Origin of the sequence: Kribbella pittospori, assembly GCF_004331465.1 — a bacterium.
In the GTDB taxonomy this organism is placed as follows: Bacteria; Actinomycetota; Actinomycetes; order Propionibacteriales; family Kribbellaceae; genus Kribbella; species Kribbella pittospori.
In genome coordinates this window covers 135,422-156,973 of the sequence record NZ_SJKB01000013.1, presented here as the reverse complement: position 1 = coordinate 156,973, position 21,552 = coordinate 135,422, and the positions used below count along the sequence as shown (strand labels likewise).

The 21,552-nt window shown below is 68.4% G+C and carries 20 protein-coding genes; 8 read left to right on the top strand and 12 right to left on the bottom strand.

What is annotated here, in order from left to right:
* Positions 1-2 precede the first annotated feature (2 nt).
* Together E0H73_RS34190 and E0H73_RS34185 are read right to left on the bottom strand one after the other, a co-directional pair.
* Positions 3-398: a hypothetical protein gene (locus E0H73_RS34190; RefSeq protein ID WP_131363427.1), complete on the bottom strand. Its 396-nt coding sequence runs from the start codon at positions 396-398 to the stop codon at positions 3-5.
* Positions 399-448: 50 nt separating this feature from the next.
* Complete coding sequence (locus E0H73_RS34185) at positions 449-1,186, bottom strand: SDR family oxidoreductase (protein WP_131363425.1); 738 nt, start codon at positions 1,184-1,186, stop codon at positions 449-451.
* Positions 1,187-1,269: 83 nt separating this feature from the next.
* Here E0H73_RS34185 and E0H73_RS34180 point away from each other — a divergent pair, with 83 nt between their 5' ends.
* Entirely contained in the window at positions 1,270-1,803 is a 534-nt protein-coding gene (locus tag E0H73_RS34180) for an NUDIX domain-containing protein (protein WP_131363423.1), read from the top strand.
* On the opposite strand, the gene E0H73_RS34175 is transcribed toward E0H73_RS34180, so the two are convergent.
* The 3 genes from E0H73_RS34175 to E0H73_RS34165 all read right to left on the bottom strand — a co-directional run bounded on the left by E0H73_RS34175 (position 1,757) and on the right by E0H73_RS34165 (position 4,462).
* On the bottom strand, positions 1,757-2,980 hold the full coding sequence (locus E0H73_RS34175) for an MFS transporter (RefSeq protein WP_131363421.1): 1,224 nt from the start codon (positions 2,978-2,980) through the stop codon (positions 1,757-1,759). The genes E0H73_RS34180 and E0H73_RS34175 overlap by 47 nt on opposite strands.
* A 195-nt stretch (positions 2,981-3,175) precedes the next feature.
* A complete protein-coding gene (locus E0H73_RS34170) occupies positions 3,176-3,892 on the bottom strand; it encodes an SDR family NAD(P)-dependent oxidoreductase (protein ID WP_131363419.1) in 717 nt (238 codons plus the stop codon).
* A 9-nt stretch (positions 3,893-3,901) separates the two neighbouring features.
* Positions 3,902-4,462: a TetR/AcrR family transcriptional regulator gene (locus E0H73_RS34165; RefSeq protein WP_131363417.1), complete on the bottom strand. Its 561-nt coding sequence runs from the start codon at positions 4,460-4,462 to the stop codon at positions 3,902-3,904.
* A gap of 119 nt (positions 4,463-4,581) precedes the next feature.
* Here E0H73_RS34165 and E0H73_RS34160 point away from each other — a divergent pair, with 119 nt between their 5' ends.
* The 3 genes from E0H73_RS34160 to E0H73_RS34150 all read left to right on the top strand — a co-directional run bounded on the left by E0H73_RS34160 (position 4,582) and on the right by E0H73_RS34150 (position 7,701).
* Positions 4,582-5,502: an SDR family NAD(P)-dependent oxidoreductase gene (locus tag E0H73_RS34160; RefSeq protein ID WP_131363415.1), complete on the top strand. Its 921-nt coding sequence runs from the start codon at positions 4,582-4,584 to the stop codon at positions 5,500-5,502.
* Between the two features lie 62 nt (positions 5,503-5,564).
* On the top strand, positions 5,565-6,695 hold the full coding sequence (locus E0H73_RS34155; protein WP_131363413.1) for a lipid II:glycine glycyltransferase FemX: 1,131 nt from the start codon (positions 5,565-5,567) through the stop codon (positions 6,693-6,695).
* Between the two features lie 4 nt (positions 6,696-6,699).
* On the top strand, positions 6,700-7,701 hold the full coding sequence (locus tag E0H73_RS34150; RefSeq protein ID WP_131363411.1) for an alanine racemase: 1,002 nt from the start codon (positions 6,700-6,702) through the stop codon (positions 7,699-7,701).
* A gap of 7 nt (positions 7,702-7,708) precedes the next feature.
* On the opposite strand, the gene E0H73_RS34145 is transcribed toward E0H73_RS34150, so the two are convergent.
* Positions 7,709-8,074: a VOC family protein gene (locus tag E0H73_RS34145; RefSeq protein WP_202867689.1), complete on the bottom strand. Its 366-nt coding sequence runs from the start codon at positions 8,072-8,074 to the stop codon at positions 7,709-7,711.
* 127 nt (positions 8,075-8,201) lie between these two features.
* Between E0H73_RS34145 and E0H73_RS34140 the strand changes: the two genes are divergently transcribed.
* Positions 8,202-8,924 (top strand): methyltransferase domain-containing protein, encoded by a 723-nt coding sequence (locus E0H73_RS34140; protein WP_131363407.1) that lies wholly within the window; start codon positions 8,202-8,204, stop codon positions 8,922-8,924.
* 10 nt (positions 8,925-8,934) lie between these two features.
* Positions 8,935-9,303, top strand: a complete 369-nt coding sequence (locus E0H73_RS34135; protein ID WP_131363405.1) for a VOC family protein — start codon at positions 8,935-8,937, stop codon at positions 9,301-9,303.
* Here the strand turns inward: E0H73_RS34135 and E0H73_RS34130 are convergent.
* Positions 9,300-10,454, bottom strand: coding sequence for an NAD-dependent epimerase/dehydratase family protein (locus tag E0H73_RS34130; protein ID WP_131363403.1), 1,155 nt, complete (start codon positions 10,452-10,454; stop codon positions 9,300-9,302). The genes E0H73_RS34135 and E0H73_RS34130 overlap by 4 nt on opposite strands.
* Positions 10,455-10,618: 164 nt before the next feature.
* Here E0H73_RS34130 and E0H73_RS34125 point away from each other — a divergent pair, with 164 nt between their 5' ends.
* Complete coding sequence (locus E0H73_RS34125; protein WP_131363401.1) at positions 10,619-11,338, top strand: class I SAM-dependent methyltransferase; 720 nt, start codon at positions 10,619-10,621, stop codon at positions 11,336-11,338.
* Positions 11,339-11,379: 41 nt separating this feature from the next.
* Here the strand turns inward: E0H73_RS34125 and E0H73_RS34120 are convergent, their stop codons facing one another.
* Both E0H73_RS34120 and E0H73_RS34115 read right to left on the bottom strand, forming a co-directional pair.
* Entirely contained in the window at positions 11,380-13,581 is a 2,202-nt protein-coding gene (locus E0H73_RS34120) for a glycosyltransferase family 2 protein (RefSeq protein WP_238164451.1), read from the bottom strand.
* Positions 13,582-13,631: 50 nt separating this feature from the next.
* Positions 13,632-14,531 carry an NAD-dependent epimerase/dehydratase family protein gene (locus E0H73_RS34115; protein ID WP_131363397.1) on the bottom strand — a complete coding sequence of 300 codons (900 nt, stop codon included), beginning with the start codon at positions 14,529-14,531 and terminating at the stop codon, positions 13,632-13,634.
* A 257-nt stretch (positions 14,532-14,788) separates the two neighbouring features.
* Between E0H73_RS34115 and E0H73_RS34110 the strand changes: the two genes are divergently transcribed.
* On the top strand, positions 14,789-18,748 hold the full coding sequence (locus E0H73_RS34110) for a GH92 family glycosyl hydrolase (protein WP_238164450.1): 3,960 nt from the start codon (positions 14,789-14,791) through the stop codon (positions 18,746-18,748).
* A gap of 19 nt (positions 18,749-18,767) precedes the next feature.
* Here E0H73_RS34110 and E0H73_RS34105 read toward each other — a convergent pair whose 3' ends face one another.
* The 3 genes from E0H73_RS34105 to E0H73_RS34095 all read right to left on the bottom strand — a co-directional run bounded on the left by E0H73_RS34105 (position 18,768) and on the right by E0H73_RS34095 (position 21,544).
* On the bottom strand, positions 18,768-19,547 hold the full coding sequence (locus E0H73_RS34105; protein WP_131363393.1) for a hypothetical protein: 780 nt from the start codon (positions 19,545-19,547) through the stop codon (positions 18,768-18,770).
* On the bottom strand, positions 19,544-20,053 hold the full coding sequence (locus E0H73_RS34100; RefSeq protein ID WP_131363527.1) for a SigE family RNA polymerase sigma factor: 510 nt from the start codon (positions 20,051-20,053) through the stop codon (positions 19,544-19,546). Before E0H73_RS34100 ends, E0H73_RS34105 begins: the two co-directional genes overlap by 4 nt.
* Positions 20,054-20,350: 297 nt before the next feature.
* On the bottom strand, positions 20,351-21,544 hold the full coding sequence (locus E0H73_RS34095; protein ID WP_238164449.1) for a mannosyltransferase family protein: 1,194 nt from the start codon (positions 21,542-21,544) through the stop codon (positions 20,351-20,353).
* Positions 21,545-21,552: the final 8 nt, after the last annotated feature.

Here is a 21,552-nt window from a genome sequence, read left to right as displayed (position 1 = left end):
GGCTATTCGGCCGGCTGGTTCAGGTTGTGCAGCCAGTACGTCAATCCCCACGGCAGCAGGAGCGCCAGTGCCGTCGTATTCCTGGTCGGCACGAGGACACCAGCAACGATCGCAACCAGCAGCAGCACGGTCGTCACCTGAAACAGATCGAACCGGAACACACGCGTACGCAGGCTGAGCCGGTCCAGAGCGCACAGGCAGTAGATGCCGACGAGCGCCAGCAAGCACACCGCCGTGACGCCCACGCCGACCCAGGCCAGTGCGTCGTACTCACCGTTGCCGCTGAGGATCCCCGCCAGCTGGAAGACCGCGACCAGCACGGTGAGCACAGCGCAGGCCCACAGCAACCGAGTGGTGGTGTGCCGCGCCCGCACAGGATCCGGTTCCGAGGCCGCCATGGTGGTGACAGTAGCGCAGCGGCCGAAGCACCACCTGCCGATCGATCCACCTACCAGACCAAGGGATGGTGGCTGAGGTCTTCGCCGGCGGCGACGGCGGTCCCGGTCGGACCACCGGCGGGCAGGGTTGCCATCCGGATCGGCAGGCGGGCTCCCTGCTCGGTCGTCAGCAGGCCGGTGTGGCCGTTCTGATCGGTCGCGACGGATCCCGGTGACACGGCGTTGACCAGAATCCCCTCGGGGCGCAGTTCGTTCGCGTAGGCCACAGTGACGGCATTGAGTGCGGTCTTCGAGGAGTTGTAGGCGAGCAGGGGTGGAAAGTTCTCCGTGGTCGCCGCGAGCGTGAGCGAGCCGAGGTCGCTGGTGAGGTTGACGATGCGCGCTGCCGAGGATCTGCGCAGCAGCGGCAGGACTGCGTTGGTGACTGCCACCACGCCGAAGACGTTGGTCTCGTAGGACCGTCGGAGCTCGTCGACCGAGGTCTCGCTCGGCGATGCATGGCTGACGACGATGCCCGCGTTGTTGACGAGAATGTCGAGCTTCCCGGCGTCGCGTGTGATGAGGTCCGCCGCGGCCTCGATCGAGGTTTGATCCGTGACATCGAGTTGCACGGTGCGTGCGTCGAGACCCTGAGCGACGAGGGCCTTCGTAGCCGTCGTTCCTCGGGAGAGGTCGCGGGCTCCGAGGAAGACCGTGATCCGCAGCCTGAGCAGTCCTTCCGCGACGGCGAGGCCGATCCCCTTGTTCGCACCGGTCACCAGCGCCACCCGCTCGAGAGTCTTGTCCATCCGTCCATTCTCGGTCCGGATCGGATCATCGCTGTGAACTGCTGGTACGCCGGGAGCTCGCGGCGTAGCGGAGAATGGTGCCCATGCAGACCTGGGCCGAGCGGTTCCCCGAACTCTTCGCACCCGGCTACTGGACCTGGGGTGATCTCGATGTCCGGTTCACCACCGAGGAGCCACCGGACGATCTGATCAGCAACGTGCACGTGGTCGCCCGGACCGCCGGCGGGATCGTTGTCTGCGGCAACGACCTGGGCTGGCGCTTCCTGCCCGGCGGCACCCGGGAGCCGGGCGAGACGATCGAGCAACTCGTCCATCGTGAGCTGCTGGAGGAGGCGGGCGCCCGGCTGGCCGGTCCGATGACGTGGCTCGGCGCGCATCGGGCGGTGCATCGCCGGCCGGCGCCGTACCGTCCGCATCTGCCGCACCCGATCTCCTACTGGGCCACTGTCGTCGCGGACGTCGTGATCGAGCAGGAGCCGACCAACCCCGAGGACGGTGAGCAGGTCACCGAGGTGCTGGTGCTGCCGCCGGACGAGGCGATCGCCTACCTCGACGCGCAGCCGGACGGCGTCATGGGACCGATCGTTGGACTGGCTCAGGCAATGGAGCTGGTGTAGCCGATCGCCACGGCAGTACGGCCGCGCTGAACAGGCAGCACACACCGGCCACGACCATCGCCCCACGCAACCCCATCACCGCGGCGAGCGCACCACCGATGGCCATGAACGCGGGCTGGACGCAGCGCGAACTGATCGACCAGGCGGTCAGCACTCGGGCCATGTACCCGTCCTCGGTGACCTCCATCCGGTACGTCGCGAACGACGGGTTGAACGCACCGGCCATCAGCAGCATCCCGGCCTCGGCCACGGTCAGCCACACCAGCCCGGCCACACCCGCCGGCGCGAACGGCAACGGCAGAACCCACACCGCTCGCAGTGCACCGAACAGCAACAGCATCTTGTGCAGCCCCAGCCTGCGGGTGAGCGGCGGCGCCATCCGCGCACCGATGATGCCGCCCAGACAGGACACTCCGAGGACCACTCCGTAGCTCCACGGCTCCAGCTTCAGGTCGCGCAGCATCAGCACGGTGAGCAGCGGCGACACCATCATCACCGGACCGCCGAAGAGCTGCGAGTTCCAGAACAGGGCGCGCAATCCGCGGTGCCCGAGGATGTACCGCCAGCCGGCGGTGATGTCGCGCTTCTCCTTCCGCGCCACCGGCTCCGGCTCCGGCTGCTGGATCCGGCGGATGCCCAGGGCCGACAGCAGGAACGAGACCGCGTCGACCCCGAGCGAGGCCGTCGCGCCGACAAGGCTGACGAGCGCACCGCCGATCGGCGGACCGACGGTCAGCGTCGTCCAGGTCGTCTGCTCGAACTTGCTGTTGGCCTCGCCCCGCATGGCCGCGGGCACGAGCGCCTTCAGGTGCGCACCGCTCGCGGCGGTGAACGCGATCAGGCCCGCGGCCTGGATGACGCCGACGACGCACAACTGGGTGTACGTCATCACGCCGAGCGCCGCGGCGATCGGCACCGAGGCCAGCGCCCCGAACCGGATCAGGTCCGACGCGATCATCACCGGCCGCTTGTGCCGCTGCTCGATGAAGTCGCCCATCGGGAGCGCGAGGGCGGCACCGGCGAGCGTCGACAGCGCCGCGAGCAGGGAGACCTTGAAGGTCGAGACGTCCAACGCGAGCACCGCGACGAGGGGAAGAGCTCCGTTTCCTACCGCACTGCCGAGTGCACTGATTGCGAAAGCGGCCCAGAGCCGCCGGAAGTCTCGACCCAAGGACATCCCGCGATCGTAGGAGGTGCCTCCGACAGAACAGGGCGTGTCTCCCGATCCCACGCCGTAGCGAGCAGGTGCTCGGCGGAGTGCCTCGGTGAGCTGGAGTGGAGGGTTCGATGTGGTTCCATCGTGCCCTTCGCTCCAGCTCAGCGAGGTGCCCGCCGAGTGCCGCGCAGTAGGCGGGGGGTCGGGAGACGCGCCCTAGCGCAGGTTGAGGCCACCGTCGAGGAGGACGACTTCGCCGGTGATGTAGGTGTTGTGGACAAGTGACGAGATCAGGTCCGCCACGTCCGACGGCTGGGCGGCGCGGCGCATCGGGCTGGAGGTTTTCCACAGCTCCTGCGCCTCGGTCCACGACGCGGTGAGTGGTGTGTCGACGAGTCCGGGCGCGACCGCGTTGACCCGTACGTCGGGTCCCAGCGCGGCCGCCAGCAACTTGGTGACGTGATTCAGTGCGGCCTTGCTGGCGGCGTACGCGATCGAACTTCCCTTCGGCCGCACACCAGCGTGGCTCGTCACGTTGACGACGCATCCACCCGATTCGCGGAGCGCGGGCAGAGCCGCCGTACACAACAACCAGGGCGCGATCAGGTTGACGTCGAGCAGCCGTCGCCAGTCAGCCGCGGACAACCCATCGAGCTCCGCGTGCGGCACCGGCCAACTGATCCCCGCGTTGTTCACCAGTACGTCGAGCCGCCCATGCTCGGCCAGCACCCGAGGCACCAATCCAGACGCCGCGGCGTCGTCCTCGAGATCGGCCTGGTGGTAGGACCCTCCCAACTCCGCCGCCAACGCGGCCCCGGCCTCCCCGCTGCTCCGCGAATGAACGGCGACGGCCATCCCGTCGTGGGCCAACCGCCGAGCCGTCGCCGCCCCGATCCCCGACGCGGACCCCGTCACCAGCGCCACCTTCTGCACCTGCACAGCCTAGGCAGACCGGTAGCGCAGGCCGTCCATGAGCAGGTTGAGCGCGCGATCCGCCTGGTCCCGGTTCTTGCCGGTGGCCAGGGCGACGCCACTGATGCTGACCAGGACGTCCTCGGCGGAGACGTCCGACCGCAGCTCGCCGGCTGCGGCGCCGGCCTCGAGGAGCGGCTTGATGGCGCCGACGAGCAGCTCGAGGCTCTGCGCGTACGGGTTGGCGCCGGAAGCAATGACGGCTCGGAGTGCGTCGGCCATCCCGAGCTTGCGGGTCATGTAGTCGATGTAGCGATCCATCCAGGCGCGGAGCGCCCCAGCCGGGGACCTCGAGTCGAGCAGTTCGGGTGCGGCGGCACAGATGGCCGCCAGCTCGTTCCGGTACGCCGCCTCGATCAGCAGCTCGCGGGTCGGGAAGTGCCGGTACAGCGTGCCGATGCCGACGCCGGCGTCCTTGGCGATGCCGTCCAGCGTCGCTTCGAGGCCGCAGGTCGAGAACGCCCGCGCGGCAGCGGCCAGGATCTGGTCGCGATTGCGCTGGGCGTCGGCACGCAGCGGACGCTCGGTCATGTCCCCTCCCTCAGACCCCAGAACTTAGCGGACTTGTTAATCGGAGGCCCCTCCGGTTAACTGGATTTACCGGAGGTTCCTCCGGTTAAAGCGTAGCTCGCAGAACAGGAACAGACCTGATGAGCAGAATCACCACCCCCTTCGGCTATGACTCCACCGCTGCCGAGGTGATCGCCGGCGTCGACCTGACCGGTCGCCGCGCGGTCGTCACCGGCGGCGCGTCGGGCATCGGCGTCGAGACTGCCCGCGCCCTGGCGACGGCCGGCGCCGAGGTCACTCTCGCCGTTCGCAACACCGCCGCCGCCGAGCGCACCGCGGCCGGCATCATCGAGTCGACCGGCAACAACCACGTCTTCGTGGCGCCCATCGAGCTCGCCGACCGCGAGTCGGTCAAGGCGTTCGCGGCCGGCTGGGACGGCCCACTCCACATCCTGGTGAACAACGCCGGCGTGATGGCCGAGCCGCTCAACCGCACTCCCGAAGGCTGGGAGCACCAGTTCGCCACCAACCACCTCGGTCACTTCGGCCTGGCGCTCGGTCTTCACAACGCGCTCGCGGCGGCCGGCGACGCACGCATCGTCGCGGTCAGCTCCAGCGCCCACCTTCGCTCGGACGTCCACCTCGACGACCTTCACTTCGAGCACCGGCCGTACGAGCCGTGGTCGTCGTACGGGCAGTCGAAGACGGCGAACGTACTGTTCGCGGTCGAGGCGTCCAAGCGCTGGGCGAGTGACGGCATCGTCGCCAACTCCCTGATGCCGGGCGGGATCCGGACCGCGCTGCAGCGGCACATTGCCCAGGACGTGCTGACGCAGTGGGAGACGGAGTACCGCTGGAAGACCGTCGAGCAGGGCGCGGCGACCTCGGTACTGCTGGCCGCGTCGCCACTCGTGCAGGGCGTGACCGGCCGGTACTTCGAGGACAACAACGAGGCTCTGCCCAACGTCCCGGGCGAGAACACCGGTGTCGCGGCGTATGCGCTCGATCCGGAATCCGCCGCCCGGCTGTGGGATCTATCGATCGAGCTGCTCAACAGCTGAGGTTTGATCAGGTGACCGGCTCGGCTACGGTCTGAGGCTCCGGGCCGGTAACCTGACCGACCGTGAGTGACTTGAGCATCCGGACCATCTCGGCCGACGAGCACGCGGCGTACGTCGCGGCGCAACCGTCGGCGAGCTTCCTGCAGACCCCTGGGTGGGCGGCGGTGAAGAGTGAGTGGAAGGCGGAGTCACTCGGCTGGTACGACCCGGCCAATCCGGCGGAGCTGGTCGGCGCCGGACTGGTGCTGTACCGGCAGATGCCCAAGGTCAAGCGCTACCTGGCCTATCTGCCAGAGGGTCCGGTCATCGACTGGGACGCTGTCGACCTGGGCCGCTACCTGCGACCGTTGGCCGGACATCTGCAGGAGCACGGAGCGTTCGGCGTACGGATGGGTCCGCCGGTGGCGATGCGGCGGTGGGGTGCGAAGACGATCAAGGATGCGATCGCCGGAGGCCAGCAGCCGAAGCTCGGCGACGTACGCGCGGACGTGATCGAGCCGTCCGGTGCGACGGTGGCCGCGCAGCTGCGAGCACTGGGTTGGAAGGCGCCGAAGGCCGGCGAGGGGTTCGCTGCCGGGCAGCCGCAGTACGTGTTCCAGGTGCCGCTGGCCGGCCGCACCCAGGAAGACCTGCTGAAGGGCATGAACCAGCTCTGGCGGCGCAACATCAAGAAGGCGGAGAAGGCCGGCGTCGAGGTGACGCAGGGCGGTCCGGAGGACCTGAAGGCGTTCCACCAGTTGTACGTCGAGACCGCCGAGCGGGATCACTTCACGCCGCGGCCGCTGCCGTACTTCGTCAAGATGCTGGACGCGATGGCGAACCAGCCGGCCGATTGCTGTGACTTCCGGATCTACAACGCCTATCACGAGGGCGACCTGGTCGCGTCGACGATCTGGGTCCGGGTCGGCGGTCACTCCTGGTACTCCTACGGAGCCAGCTCGACCGCCAAACGCGACGTCCGTGGATCGAACGCGATCCAGTGGCGCATGATGGCGGACGCACTCGCCGCGGGCGCGTCCGTGTACGACCTACGGGGCATCACCGACACCTTGGACCCGAACGACCCGCACGTCGGGCTGATCCAGTTCAAGGTCGGCACCGGCGGCGAGGCCGTCGAGTACGTCGGTGAGTGGGATCTGCCGTTGAACAAGGCGCTCTACACCGCATTCGACCTCTACATGAGACGGCGTTGACACCATGCCCCTAGTCCTGCACGTCGATTCCGATCGATGGCGCGAACACCTGCGTTCCACGTGGAACCCCGACATCGTCCCGGTCGCCAAGGGCAACGGGTACGGATTCGGCAACCCCCGGCTGATCGCCGAGTCGCGCGCCCTCGGAGCCCGGACGGTCGCGGTCGGTACCTACTTCGAGGTGCCGGCGGACCCGCGGGAGGACATCGTCGTCCTGTCGCCGTGGCGACCGTTCCACGAGGTGCCGCAGAGCAAGAACGTGATCCACACCGTCAGCCGGCTGGCCGACCTGGTGTCGATCCCGGCCGGCAGCCGCGTGCTGATAGAAGTACAGACCTCGATGCGCCGGCACGGCATCGGCGCCCGCGAACTGCGGCACACGATGCTGCTGAACGCACTCGACCGGATCCGGTTCGAGGGCTGGTCGCTGCACTTCCCGATGGGCGCCGGCGGTACGTCGGCCAACCTCAGGGAAGCGCAGGAGCTGGGCAAGGCGGCCGAGGCGGTCCGGCGCGGGACGCTGTGGGTGTCGCACGTACCGGTGCAGAAGCTGGCCGACATCGGCGAGAACGTCAAGCTGCGGATGGGCACCGCCCTCTGGCTGGGTGACCGCGGCGCGCTGACCGTGCGGGCGACCGTACTAGATGTGCACTCGGTCCGCCGGGGCGAACGGGTCGGCTACCGGCAGCGCCGGGTGAGCGGTGACGGCCACATCCTGGTGGTGTCGGGCGGGACCGCGCACGGTGTCGGCCTGGAGGCTCCCACCGCGGCGGCCAGTGTCCGCCAGCGGGCGATCGCGATGGCGAAGGGCAGCCTGGACGCGGCCGGTATGGCGCTGTCGCCGTTCACGATCGAGGGCAAGCAGCGCTGGTTCGCCGAGCCGCCGCATATGCAGGCGAGCATGCTCTTCCTGCCCTCGTCGGTGGCGCCGCCCGCGGTCGGCGACACGGTCGGTGTCGACGTCCGCTTCACCACCACCAGCTTCGACAAGGTGTCGATGGACTAGAAACGGCCTAGGCCGGCGAGGCCAGGTCGATGACGGTGCCGTCGGGGCAGCGCAGGTACGACGTGACCTGCCCCCACGGAGACTTCTCCGGTGCCTTCAGCGGCTCGGCGCCGGCGTCGACGGCTCGCTGGAAGTCGCCCTCGACGTCCTCACTGGTCAGCCCGAGCTCGAAGCCGACTGCGCCGGGCGCGCCGACGTCGGTCAGGTGGCTCTGGCCGACTGTGTAGGTGGCGAAGACGATCTTGGTGTCGCCGGCGTCCACCTCTCCCGCCCCCTGGTCCCAGTAGGTCCCCTTCCACCCGAACGCACGCTCGAAGAACTCGATCGACGCCTTGGCGTCCTCGACGTACACGATGGTCTTCGCGAACTTCACGACCCTGCTCCTGCCTTGCGACATCGACGGGACGGTCCCGCCACCCAGCCTGACGCAGATTCCCCCGGATGTGTGACAACCTCCGGCGGCTTGACTTCAGGTGGACCTGAAGTTGCAGCGTAAGGTCATGAGCTTTCTGGAGCGGATCGAGGAACGGGCCGGAGCAGCGGAGCTCCGGGCGGAGTCGTACCGGCTGCTGGGCCTGAAGCGGGGCGCGACCTGCGTCGATGTGGGTTGTGGCGCCGGGCATGCGGTCAGCGAGTTGGCCAAGAAGGGCCTCAAGGTGACCGGCCTGGACGCGGATCCCGAGGCGATCGACGCCGCCCGGACCCGTGTGCCCGGTGCGATGTTTCACGTGGCACGGTCCGATGATCTGCCGCTGGAGAACGAGTCGATGGACGGCTATCGCGCGGTACGGCTGTTCCATCTGCTCGAGGACCCGAATCCGACCGTGGCGGAGGCGCGACGGGTCGTCCGGCCGGGCGGACGGATCGTGCTCGGCGGGCAGGACTACGGCTTCCTGCTGATCGACAGCGCCGACCAGGATCTGACTGACGTCGTACTGCTCGGCCTCGAGTCACGCTCGGTGGCTCCGCGGGCGGCCCGCAGTCTCCGGGATCTGCTTCTCGATGCCGGATTCCAGGACGTCGAGGTCGTCGTACGGACCGAGGTGGTGACGGATCACTCGGTGATGGCGCCTCAGCTGGAGATGGCGGCGGCCGCGGCGGTGAAGGAGGCGTTGATCACGCAGGACGACGCCGGCGCGTGGCTCGCCGAACAGGCTGATCGAGGGGCCCGGGACCGCTTCCTGGCCGCGATCCCGACGTTGCTTGTCGGTGGGCGCGCCTAACCTGCGATGGATGAACGAGAAGATTCCGTTGATGGGTGTTGTACTCGACGCGCCGGACCCGCAGGAGCTGGCCCGCTTCTACTGCCGGCTGCTCGGTTGGGAGCTCGGCGACGACGAGGAGGGCTGGGCGACCGCGATCGGCCCGCAGGGAGTGACGAAGCTGTCGTTCCAGGGCGAGCCGACGTACCGGCCGCCGACCTGGCCGAGCTCTCGCGAGCAGCAGCAGATGCAGCTGCACCTGGACTTCAAGGTGGACGACCTGGAGACGGCGCACCGGCGCGCGATCGACGCCGGGGCGCGGCTGATGGAGTTCCAGCCGCAGCCCGACGTGCGCGTGTACGCCGACCCGGTCGGCCACATCTTCTGCTTCTTCGTCTAGGCCTTGAGATGTCCGCGCCAGCGGACGGTCGGTAGTAGGGCAGCCGCGTCGACGCGGTCCTTGTTGGCGGAGACGATGTCGAACATCGACTCGATCAGCGTCTCCGACAGCAGGTGCGGCTGCAGGCCGAGGCCGACCAGTCCGGTGTGCTTGACGTTGTAGTAGTGCTCGGCCAGCTCGACCCGCGGGTTCTCCAGGTGCTCCACCTGGACCGGGCCGGGGAAGCACTCCGCGACCTTCTCCGCAATCTGCGCGACCGAGTAGCTCTCGGTCATCTGGTTGAAGACCCGGAACTCGCCGGCATCCGCCGGGTTCTCGACCGCGAGCCGGATGCACTCGACCGTGTCCCGGATGTCCAGCAGGCCACGGGTCTGGCCGCCGGTGCCGTAGACGGTCAGCGGCTCGCCGAGCACGGCCTGGATGACAAACCGGTTGAGCACGGTGCCGAACACGGCGTCGTAGTCGAACCGCGTCGCCAGCCGCGCGTCCTGCACGGTCTGGTCGGTCTGCTGCCCGTAGACGACGCCTTGGTTGAGGTCGGTGACGCGCAGGCCCCAGATCCGGCAGCCGAACTCGAGGTTGTGCGAGTCGTGCACCTTGCTCAGGTGGTAGAAGGAGCCCGGCTTCTTCGGGTAGAGCATCCGGTCCTTGCGCCCGTTGTGCTCGACCTCCAGCCAGCCTTCCTCGATGTCGATGTTCGGCGTTCCGTACTCACCCATCGTGCCGAGCTTGACCAGGTGGATGTCCGGGTTCGTCTCGGCGATGGCGTACATCAGGTTCAGCGTGCCGACCACGTTGTTGTGCTGGGTGTAGACCGCGTGTGCCCGGTCGATCATGGAGTACGGCGCCGCCCGCTGCTCGGCGAAGTGGACGATCGCGTCCGGCTCGAACTCGCTCAGCACCCGGTAGACGAAGTCCGCGTCGAGCAGGTCACCGACGTACGAAGTGAGCCGCTTTCCGGACACCTCCTCCCAGGCGGCGACCCGGGCGTCCAGATCCTGGATCGGCACCAGGCTCTGCACTCCCAGCTCGGTGTCGTAGCCCCGGCGGGCGAAGTTGTCGAGTACAGCGATGTCATGACCACGATCGGACAGGTGGAGCGCGGTCGGCCACCCAAGGTAACCATCACCACCGAGGACCAGTACGCGCACGAGGGGTTCCGCCTTCGCAGTAGAGAGAAAAGTTGCCGTTGTACCTGTTCCTATCCCGGCGTGAACCAAACCTAACGTGATCAGTTCCACTTCGGCGGCTGAGAATTTGCTGGCAATTCGTCCCGGCCGGCACAGCCTCGCGGGGAGAGGGCACAATTGCCAAGATGCGGGAACATACCGGAGCCTTCAGCGACGCGACCGGACGCGACCTCGAGCAGGGCGGCGCCGACCAGCCGCGGTACCGCCGCTACCAGTACGACCTGATCGCGCCGCACTGCGGGCGCACGGTCCTGGAGGTGGGCGCCGGGCTAGGCGAGTTCGCTTCCCAGTTCACCGGTCTGGACCGGTTGGTGCTCACCGATGCGGACCCGGATGCGGTCGAGTTGCTGGCTGAGCGGTTCGCCGACCGGCCGGAGGTGGAGGCGCGCCAACTGGCGCTGGGTGGCGAGCTTTCGGTAGGCAAGCCGGTTGACTCGATCGTTGCGATCAACGTGCTGGAGCACATCGAGGACGACGCCGCGGCGCTGAAATCGCTGTCCAGACTGGTGATCCCCGGCGGCACGATCGTGCTGTGGGTGCCCGGCTACCAGCAGCTGTACGGCGAATTCGACCGCCGGGTCGGCCATTTCCGCCGGTACACGCCGGCCACGCTGCGCGATGCGTTCGAGCGGGCCGGACTGCGGGTTGAGCTGGCCAAGCCGGTGAACCTGCTCGGCGGGATCGCTTGGTGGGCAGCGGTTCGTCGGGGCGGGAGCACCAAGCCGAACCCGCGATTGGTCTCGATCTACGACCGCTTCGTCGTACCGGTGACGCGGGCGGTGGAGTCAGTGGTCCCGGTCCCGTTCGGACAGACAGTGCTCGGCGTGGCCCGAGTGCCAGGATGAGGCTGCCGACCGCACCTGTGAGCTGTTGCCGTACGCAATCATCACCCTGAAGTTCGTGCTGTTCGACCGGTTCGTGTTCGCCAAGCCGGAAGCCGCCGCAGTACGTACTCCCGCCACCACGTCCCAGTCATGACGCGGGCGTAGTTCGCGCCGTACACCAGGCCCGGGCCCTTCTTGCTGTTCCCGTCGCCACGGCGGCGCATCGTCATCGGCAGCTCGACCACCCGGGCGCCGCCGGCCAGCACACCGAGCAGCAACTCGGACGACTGGTACTGCGGCTCCCTCAGCGTCACCGAGCACGCGAGCGCCGCCCGCATCGCCCGGAACCCGAACGAGGTATCGGTCAGCTTCCGCCGAGTCAGGATCGACGCCAGTACGGCGAACACGCGCACACCGACCCAGCGCAGGCGACTGTCCGCGTCCTCCTGACCGAGTCGCCGGGAGCCGGTGACGAAGTCGGCCCGGCCCTCCAGGATCGGCGCGAGCAGCACCGGCAGCTCGTCGTTGTCGTACTGCCCGTCGCCATCCGTCGTCGCGACGTACTGCGCTCCGCCCTGCGCCGCGATCTGATAACCGAGCCGCAGTGCAGCACCCTGACCACGGTTGACCGGCGCGACGCAGACGTACGCACCGTGCTCGGCCGCGATCTCGGCGGTGTTGTCCTCCGCGCCGTCGACCACGACCAGTACGTCGACTGGGAGGCCGGCGCAGGTCTTGGGCATGTGCTCCAGGACCGGACCGATGCCGCCTGCTTCGTTGTACGCGGCAATCACCACGACGAGCGGAGCGAACGCCGGGTCACCGTGCCGTTCACGGAGGTCATCCAGCGCGGCCGAGTCGACCTTGTCCGGGTACTGCGCGAGCGGCGCGCGCTGCTGACTCCGGCCGAGCAGGGCGGTGAGCCCGAGCGCACCAGCGAATGGGAACAGGACCAGACCAGGCAGCTGGTACCGCCAGGAGAACTCGAACGCCGCCGACCCGAGCAGCAGGATCACTGCGGCCGCGACTGGCAGCAGTGCGGCCGACCGGAGCCGTGATGTCCTCGCTCGGCCGAGTCCGAACGCCGCAGCGAACGCGATCAGTCCGGCGATACCGAGCAGCAGGCCCGGGGTGTAACCGCCGTGCAGCTGGTAGGCGCGCAGTACCTTGGCCGGCCCGGTGTTCACGTGCGGCTCAGTGCCGCCCCACTTCACCGCGGCCTTGGCGGTGTTGGGGTCGCTGAGGTTCGGATAGGTGAGCTGGAACTGCCAGCGGTCGAGCGGCACGTCGTCCGGCGAGGTGGTGCGCGTGGGCGCGAACCCCTTGAAGAAGTCCTTCAGCGCAGCCCACGCCACGTCGGCCGGCTGGTGCCGGATGACCAGCATGCTGAAGTCGGTGGCCAGCTGCTGCTTCGTCGTACCGGGAGGCAGCGGTCCGGGCCAGTTCGGGTCGCCGTAGTGGTCGTGGGCGTAGTTGTCGACGCCCAGCCGGTGCCCGAGCGGTTCCTTGGGGCAGAACAGGCGGGTGCCATCGTTCAGCGGCAGCTTCGCGCAGTTGGCGACGACGGCGGTCCGGCCGTACAGCACCTGGTTCTCGGCGCCGGAAAAGCCCCACCGGCCGGTTTGCGAGTGGAAGTACGTCGCGTAGCCGCCGAGCACGACCGCGAACACAGCGGTGACCGCTGCGCTCCGGCCGAGCACCCTGCGCCAACTGGTCCGCCAGGCGGAGCCGACCACGACGAGGTAGATGACGACGGCAACGAGCAGAGTGATGCCGATGGTGCGCAGTACGAACGCGGCACCGAGGATCAGCCCAGCGGCGGCCGCACGCTTCCAGCCGGGGGCACCCCAGCCGAGCAGCAGCCAGAGCAGACCGACGAGCAGTACGTCGAACAGCGTCTCGGCCATGATGTTCTGCTCGATCTGGACCTGGTACGCGTCCAGCAACAGCGGTGCGGCCGCCAGTGCGGAGAGCCAGCGATAGACGCCGAGGCGGCGGCACAGTGCGTAGATCGCGACACCGAGGGCGAGGCCGATCACATGCTGCAGGATCACCACGAAGGTGACGCCGCCGAGCGCTGTCAACGGCTTCAGGAAGAGCGAGTAGCCGATCGGGTTGAGCTGATCCGGCTTCAGGCTGTGCATGTCGTCGAGGTAGCGCACCGAGTCGACGTACAAGATCGCCGGCTGGTACGCGACCGTCGCCAGCACCCGGAGCGCGGCCCCCAGCACCAGCAGCGCGACCAGCAGCCAGTGCTTCCTCAATGTCTCTCGCCCGCCCCCGAGCGAAGCGAGGGGGCGGCGCAGTTGATTGATCACTGGTTGGAGAAGTACTGCCATGTGCGGGCGAGCCCGTCTTTCAAGGACACCGTCGGCGCGTACCCAAGGTCATTGGTGATGTCGACAACCACAGCGGGCATCTCCCCCGCCGGCGCCTCGATGTGCTCAGCCGGCACCGGGCAGCCAGTCACCGTCCGCACCGTCTCGATCAGCTCGAGCACCGACACCGACCGACCTGATCCGATGATCGCGCGCCCGTCGTACTTGCTGTCCAGCGCCAGCAGGATCCCGCTGACCACGTCGTCGATGAACACCAGATCCCGCCGCTGCTGCCCGTCGCCGTACACCCGCACGCCCGTCCCCGACAGCGCCGCCCGCATCATCCGCGGCACGAAACTGTCCTTGTGCGACATCCCCGGCCCGTAGACATTCGTGAACCGCAGCGCCGCGGTCGCCATCCCGTAACTCCCCGAGTACGCCGACAGCAACATCTCGCACGCCGCCTTCGTCGCCCCGTACGGCGTCAACGGCCGCAACGGCAAGTCCGCCGTGATCGTCGACGTACCGACGTCCCCCACCACCGCGTTGGTCGACGCCAACACGAACCGGTCCACCCCGCTACCCCGGGACAGCTCCAGCAACACCTGCGTGATCGTCACGTTCTGAGCGAACGTCTGCATCGGCGCATCCACCGACCGCAACACGGACGTCAACGCCGCCAGATGCACCACCGCGGTAGGCCGTGTCTCGAACGCCGCAACACACGTCTCCTGCTCCGCCAGATCCCCGGTCACCACGTGCACCCCGTCGTCCCACGACGAGTCCGGCGGCTCCCGATCCACAGCAGTAACCGCCACCCCCCGCCCCCGCAACGCCGCCACCACGGCCCGCCCAATAAACCCGGCCGCCCCGGTAACCAGCACACGCTCATCCATGCCCTCAACCTACCGCCGACCGACCAAACCCGAGACACGGGCGAACAGTGCGCGACGAACCCTTGACCGCGGGTGATCATGATGGGCAGGATCGCCCCGGGCGCGGGCTGACAACCTTGTCATCGGGGCCGCGTACTCCACTGGCGGGCAGCTTGGGCTGCCGCGCCGGTCCGGCCGTGCAAGGAGCGTAGATGGATCTCCGCCGCCCTCTGGGGCTCGTCGCGTCTCTCGGGCTAGTTGTGACAATGTCGTCTGCCATGACGTCAGCGCATGCCGGTCCACCGGCAGCCGGCACCGTGCAGGATCAGCCGGTGGTGACCGGATCCTCTTTCTTCACCTCGTTCGAACCGGGTCAGCCGCAGCCTGGGTACACCGATGCGGTCGAGACCGGGCCGGACGGGAAGCCGCGGACCGACGGGGTCCGCGGGCCGACGCCGACCGGGATCGGCGGTAGCGAGATGGACAAGGTCACGAAGGTGACCGCGAACGGCGAGAACACCGGCGGCGGCGAGATCGCCACCAACGTGGCCGACGGTGACAAGTTCACCAAGTGGCTGGTGTTCGAGCCGACCGGCTGGCTGGTCTACGAGACCTCGGTCCCGGTGGTGATCCGCAAGTACGCGCTGACTTCGGCCAACGACGCCGACGGCCGCGACCCGCAGAACTGGACCATGTCCGGTTCGAACGACGGAACGACGTGGACGACCCTGGACACCCGGACGGGCGAGAGCTTCGAGACCCGGTTCCAGACCAAGGAGTACAGCTTCACGAACGAGACGGCGTACAAGTTCTTCAAGCTGGACGTCACGCTGAACCACGGCGAGAACATCGTCCAACTGGCCGACTGGTACCTGTCCAACGGCGCGCCGCTGCCGCCACCCGGCCCGGTCGCCGAGTCACGGCTGGACTCCGGCCCGACCAGTGCCTACAACGCCCGCGCCCGGGTCGGCTTCACCGGCGTCAAATCGTTCCGGTACGCCGGCCACCAGACCGCTGAGGGCCGTGGCTACACCTGGAACAAGATCGCCGACGTCGATCTGAAGGTCGGCAAGGACACCCGGCTCTCGTACAAGATCTTCCCCGAGCACACCGAAGGCGACCTCAGCTACCCGAGCACGTACGCCGCGATCGACCTGGCGTTCTCGGACGGCACGTACCTCAGTGATCTCAAGGCGAAGGACCACCACGGCTTCGAGCTCAGCCCGCGCGGGCAGGGCGACGCCAAGGGCCTGTCCACGAACCAGTGGAACAACGTCGAGGCGGACCTCGGCATTGTGGCGAACGGCAAGACGATCCAGCGGATCCTGATCGGCTACGACAAGCCGTCCGGACCGGCCGAGTTCCGCGGCTGGGTCGACGACCTGCGGATCGCGCAGGCGATCAACCCCGACACCGCGGCGCAGAAGACCGCGTCCAAGCACCCGTCGGACCTCGCACTCACCACCCGCGGCACCAACGCGACCGGTGGCTTCTCGCGGGGCAACAACTTCCCGGCGACCGCCGTACCGCACGGCTTCAACTTCTGGACGCCGGTGACGAACGCCGGCTCGACGTCCTGGCTGTACGACTATGCCAAGGGCAACAACGAGGACAACAAGCCGACGATGCAGGCGCTGTCGATCAGCCACGAGCCCAGCCCGTGGATGGGTGACCGGCAGACGTTCCAGGTGATGCCGTCGACGGCCGCGACCCCGACCGCGGACCGGAAGGCGCGGGCCTGGTCGTTCAGCCACGACAACGAGGTGGCCCGGCCGTACTACTACGGCGTCACGTTCGACAACGGCAACGCGGCCGAGATCGCGCCGACCGATCACGCCGCGATGCTGCGGTTCAGCTTCCCGGCCGGCAAGGCGTCGCTGATCTTCGACAACGTCAACAACAGCGGCGGCCTGACGCTCGACCCGGAGACCGGTGTGGTGACCGGGTTCAGCGACATCAAGAGCGGACTGTCGACCGGCGCCGGCCGGTTGTTCGTGTACGGCATGGTCGACCAGGAGGTGGTTGCCTCCGGCAAGCTGTCGGACGGTGGCGGCGCGGCCGTCGGTGGCTACTTCTCGTTCGGCCCGAAGGTGACGCAGGTCGGGCTGCGGATGGCGACCTCGCTGATCGGCACGGCCCAGGCGAAGAAGAACCTCGAGCTCGAACTGCCCGCCGATGCGAAGTTCAGCAAGGTCAAGGACACCGCACAGGAACTGTGGGACGCCAAACTGCGCACCATCGAGGTCGAGGGCGCGACGGCCGACCAGCTGACCACTCTGTACTCGAACCTCTACCGCCTGTTCCTCTACCCGAACAACGGCTCGGAGAACACCGGTACGGCGTCGCAGCCGGTCATCACCTACGCCTCGCCGACCTCGCCGAAGGTGGGTACGGACACCCCGACCACGACCGGATCGAAGATCGTGGCCGGGCAGACGTACGTGAACAACGGCTTCTGGGACACCTACCGCACCGTCTGGCCGGCGTACTCGCTGCTCTCCCAGGACGACGCGGCCGACCTGGTGAACGGGTTCGTCCAGCAGTACAAGGACGGCGGCTGGATCTCCCGCTGGTCGTCCCCGGGCTACGCGAACCTGATGGTCGGCACGAGCTCCGACGTCGCCTTCGCGGACGCCTACCTGAAGGGCATCAAGGGGATCGACGTCCAGGCGGCGTACGACGCGGCTGTCAAGAACGCGACCGCCGTACCGCCGTCGCAGAACGTCGGCCGCAAGGGCATGGACCTCGCGACGTTCAACGGCTACACGGCCAACACCACCGGTGAGGGCTTCAGCTGGTCGATGGACGGCTACATCAACGACTTCGGTATCGCGAACATGTCGAAGGCGCTGTACGACAAGGCGAAGAAGAACGACCCGCGCAAGCAGGAGTACCTGGACAACTACAAGTACTTCCTGAACCGGGCCCGCAACTACGTCACGCTGTTCGACCCGGCGCTCGGCTTCTTCCAGGGCAAGGGCCCGGACGGTGTCTGGGGCAGCTCGCCGAGCACCTTCGACCCGCGCGACTGGGGTCACGACTACACCGAGACGAACGCGTGGAACATGGCGTTCTCGACCCCGCAGGACGGCGCCGGCCTGGCCGCCCTGTACGGCGGCCGCGACGGCCTGGCGAAGAAGCTCGACGAGTTCTTCAGTACGCCGGAGGACGCGCTGCACACCGGCGGGTACGGCGGCACGATCCACGAGATGCTCGAGGCGCGCGACGTACGGATGGGACAGTACGGCCACAGCAACCAGCCGTCGCACCACATCACCTACATGTACGACGTCGCGGGTCAGCCGTGGAAGACACAGGAGAAGGTGCGCGAGGTGCTGTCGCGGCTGTACCTCGGGTCCGAGATCGGGCAGGGGTACCCGGGTGACGAGGACAACGGCGAGATGTCGTCGTGGTACCTGTTCAGCATGCTCGGGTTCTACCCGTTGCAGGTCGGCTCGCCGACGTACGCGATCGGGTCGCCGCTGTTCACCAAGGCGACGGTGCGGCTGGCCGGCGGCAAGAAGCTGACGATCAGCGCGCCGGACAACAGCGCCAAGAACATCTACGTGAAGAGCGTGAAGGTCAACGGCAAGAAGTGGACGTCGACCGCTTTGCCGCACGACCTGATCGCGAACGGCGGCAAGATCGAGTTCGAGATGAGCGACCAGCCGTCGCGGTGGGGCACCGGCCGCAACGACGCCCCGCCGTCGATCACCACCCCGGGCGAGGACCCGAGCACGTGGCGGGACTCCACCGAGGACGAGGGTGCGGTGATCGGGGCCGGCGACGCGGACGTGACCGCGCTGACCGACAACGACTCCAAGACCCAGGTCACGCTGACCGGCGCGACCCCGACGATCACGGTGGCGCTCCCGCAGGGCCGTCCGGTCGGGATGTACACGCTGACCAGCGGTGCCACCGGAGCGGCTCCGTCCGCCTGGGTGCTGGAAGGGTCCAACGACGGTACGACGTGGTCCGCGGTGGACCGGCGTACCGGGCAGACGTGGCCCTGGCCGTCGTCCACCCGGGCCTTCAGCATCGCCTCACCGAAGGCCTACACGCAGTACCGGCTGGTGCTGACACCAGCGGCGGGCGCCGCCGGTGTCACGCTGTCGGAGGTCGAACTGCTCGGGACGCTGAAGGGCGTCGAGGCCGGCACGCACCCGAGTGACAAGCGGGCCGCCGAGACGAAGCCGAGCCCGACTCCGTCGCAGTCGATCGACCGCAACTACGGCTGATCGAGTTCGCCGGTTCCTGTCACTTCTTGTAGTGGCAGGAACCGGCGAACCGCAGCAGCGTCGCCTGGTCCCAGCCCAGGTTGTACGCGCTGTTGCTGACGACCACGACGCGGATGCTCTTGCCCTGGCGGACGAACAGTTCGCGGCGACCGTTGCGGCTGTTGCCGGGCGTGATGACCGCCTCGTTCTTGCCCGCACGGACCTTCGGCAGGTCGGTCCACGGAGTCGAGTACTTGTCCGCGGTGAGGCCCTCGCCCTCGTCCATCAGTTGGGAGGCGCGGATCCGCATGTACCGGCTCTCCGCGTGGTACTGCTCGGGGTTCTGCAGGTTCGGATCGGTCAGGTCCTGCTGTGAGGGATCGCCGTTCTGCTTGGTCCCGACCAGCTTGACCGCCCAGCCCTGCGGGATCAGGCCGCAGGTGATCGGCCCGGGGAACGCCTTGGTGTTGGCCACGAGCGCCACCGGGGTGGACGGCACAGGTGCAGGCGGCCGGTGATCGCTGGGGAGTCCACCGATGACTTGGCCCGGGGACCGCGACGGCATCGGAGTCGGCGTAGGGGCTGCGGCGGTGGTCGGTCCGGCGGGTTCGGGTGAGCCGTCCGTCGCCGTACCCGAAGGCAGCAGCGACCAGCCGACACCGATCACCAGTGCGGTGGCGACGGCACCACCCGCGATGCCGGTGGCTCGGCGGCGACGCAGCGCGCGGCGGCCGCGGTTGAGGTCGGCGGACAGGTCAGCGTCGGTGACACCGGGCTCGGCGCCGGCGGCATCGTCGAGCAGATCCTTGAGATCGGTCATCGCAGGCTCTCCAAGGTCTCCAGTGGGTCGCGGAGGAGATCGCGCAGCTTCGTGAGGGCGTGCGAGGTCTGGGACTTGACGGTGCCGGTCGAGCAGCCCATCAGGTCGGCGGTCGCCTGGACGTCCAGGTCGCGGAAGTACCGCAGTACCACCACGGCGTGCTGGCGGCGCGGGAGCTTGGCGAGCGCCTGCAGTACGGTCAGCCGCTCCGCCTGGTCCGGGCCGGGTGCCGGGTCCGGATCCTGCAGGTGGTCGGTGCTGCCCTCCCGGTGGCGCCAGAGCCGGCGCCGTTCGTCCAGGAACGCGTTCACCAGGATCCGGTCCGCGTACCGGGCCGCGCCGTCCTCTCGCCGTACCTTCGTCCAGTGCACGTAGAGCTTGGTCAGGGCGACCTGGACCAGGTCCTCGGCCCAGTACGCGTCCCCCGACGTCAGCAGCCGGGCGGTCCGCAGCATCCGGCCGCGGTGCGCTGCTGCGTACTCCAGGAACTCGGCGTCCCGATCCATCACGGTCCGGCCCCCTCAGTCGTCGGCGATCTCCACCCTGGACTACTGGCCGACCACTGGCGGCGGTTGCATGCCGCCCGGCAGCAGTATGGGCGGCAGCCTGACCGGCCGCCGCCCACGCTGGACGATTCTCGGCGGAGCCTGCCCCTGAAAGGTTCCGCCGGAACATTTGAGAGGGGTGGCGGTCCCCGCCCGGACTGCCACCCCTTCACACCTAACGACGTCCAAGCCCGCTCAGGGGTTGCCTCCCCCGCAAACTGTCCACATGCCGGACGGTTCAGGCGTGAACGAGCCTCGTCAGCCGGTCCAGCGGCCGGTGAAGAAGGCGGCCGCCCAGATCGCGGCCAGGGGTATGGCGAGGGCCAGGTAGAGGCGGCCGAGCCAGAGTCTGCGCCGGCTCATGACCGCCAGGCCGATCCACAGCGGCCACCAGAGCAGCGTCGCCCGGGTGAGCGAGTAGATCCAGAACGACGTACAGAACGCGCCGACCGTGGCGGCGACCCAGGCGGCCTCACCCCAGGAGCGGCGCCGGATCAGCCAGGCGAGCAGCAGCAGGCCGACGACGAGCGCGACCAGCTCGGCCCGGAACATCCAGGTCCAGTCGCTGCGGTCGGCGGAGAAGTGGCCCTTGGTCGCGGCCTCGATCGTGTGGATCAGCGAGGTCCACGGCCAGGTGAACTCGCGCGCCCAGCCCTTCTCCTGCGCCTCCTGCCAGGCGAACCAGGAACCGTGGATCTGCTTCAGGTACGCCATGAAGGCGAGCACCGGGACGGCCGGCAGGGCCAGCCACGGGAGCGACAGCCACTCCCGTTTCTTCGAGGTGACGAACTCGACCACGAGGGCGAACGCCAGGAAGATGCCGGACACCCGCACGGTCGAGGCCAGCGCGACGAAGATCGCCGCCCGTGCCCACCGGCCCTGTCGTGCCGCCAGCCAGGCGGGGAACGCGAACGCGCAGAACAAGGCCTCGGTGTACCCGGCGGCCAGGAACACACCGACCGGAGCGCCGTACCAGATCATCGCCGCGTACGGGCCGAGGCCCTTCAGCTCAGGAAACTCGTACTGCGCCAGTCGCGCCAGGTACACGCCCGCGACAGCACTGGCGACCGCGGACACGACGATGCCGGCGGCAACGTAGCCGATCCCGGTCCAACTGACGATCCGGACCAATAGCGGGAACCCGGGGAAGAACGCGGCCAACGGCGCGCCGGACGGCTCACCGTTGTTGTAGCCGAACTCCGCGACCGCCTTCAGGTGCCAGACGTCCCACTGCAGCCAGGCTCGCCAGACGTTCGGGTAGTCGGTGCCGCGGTTGAACAGCAGCGGCGCGGACACCGACAGCATGAACAGCGCTGCCCGGGTAACCAGCCACCACCCGAGCACCTCCCGGCCCATCGCGGTCGGCAGCCAACGCGACAAGCCAACCCCGTCGGCCCGGGCCCGCCGAGCCCGGCCGGGCTTGCCATCGTCGCCGGCCGTCCGCTCGAACACGGGGCCGG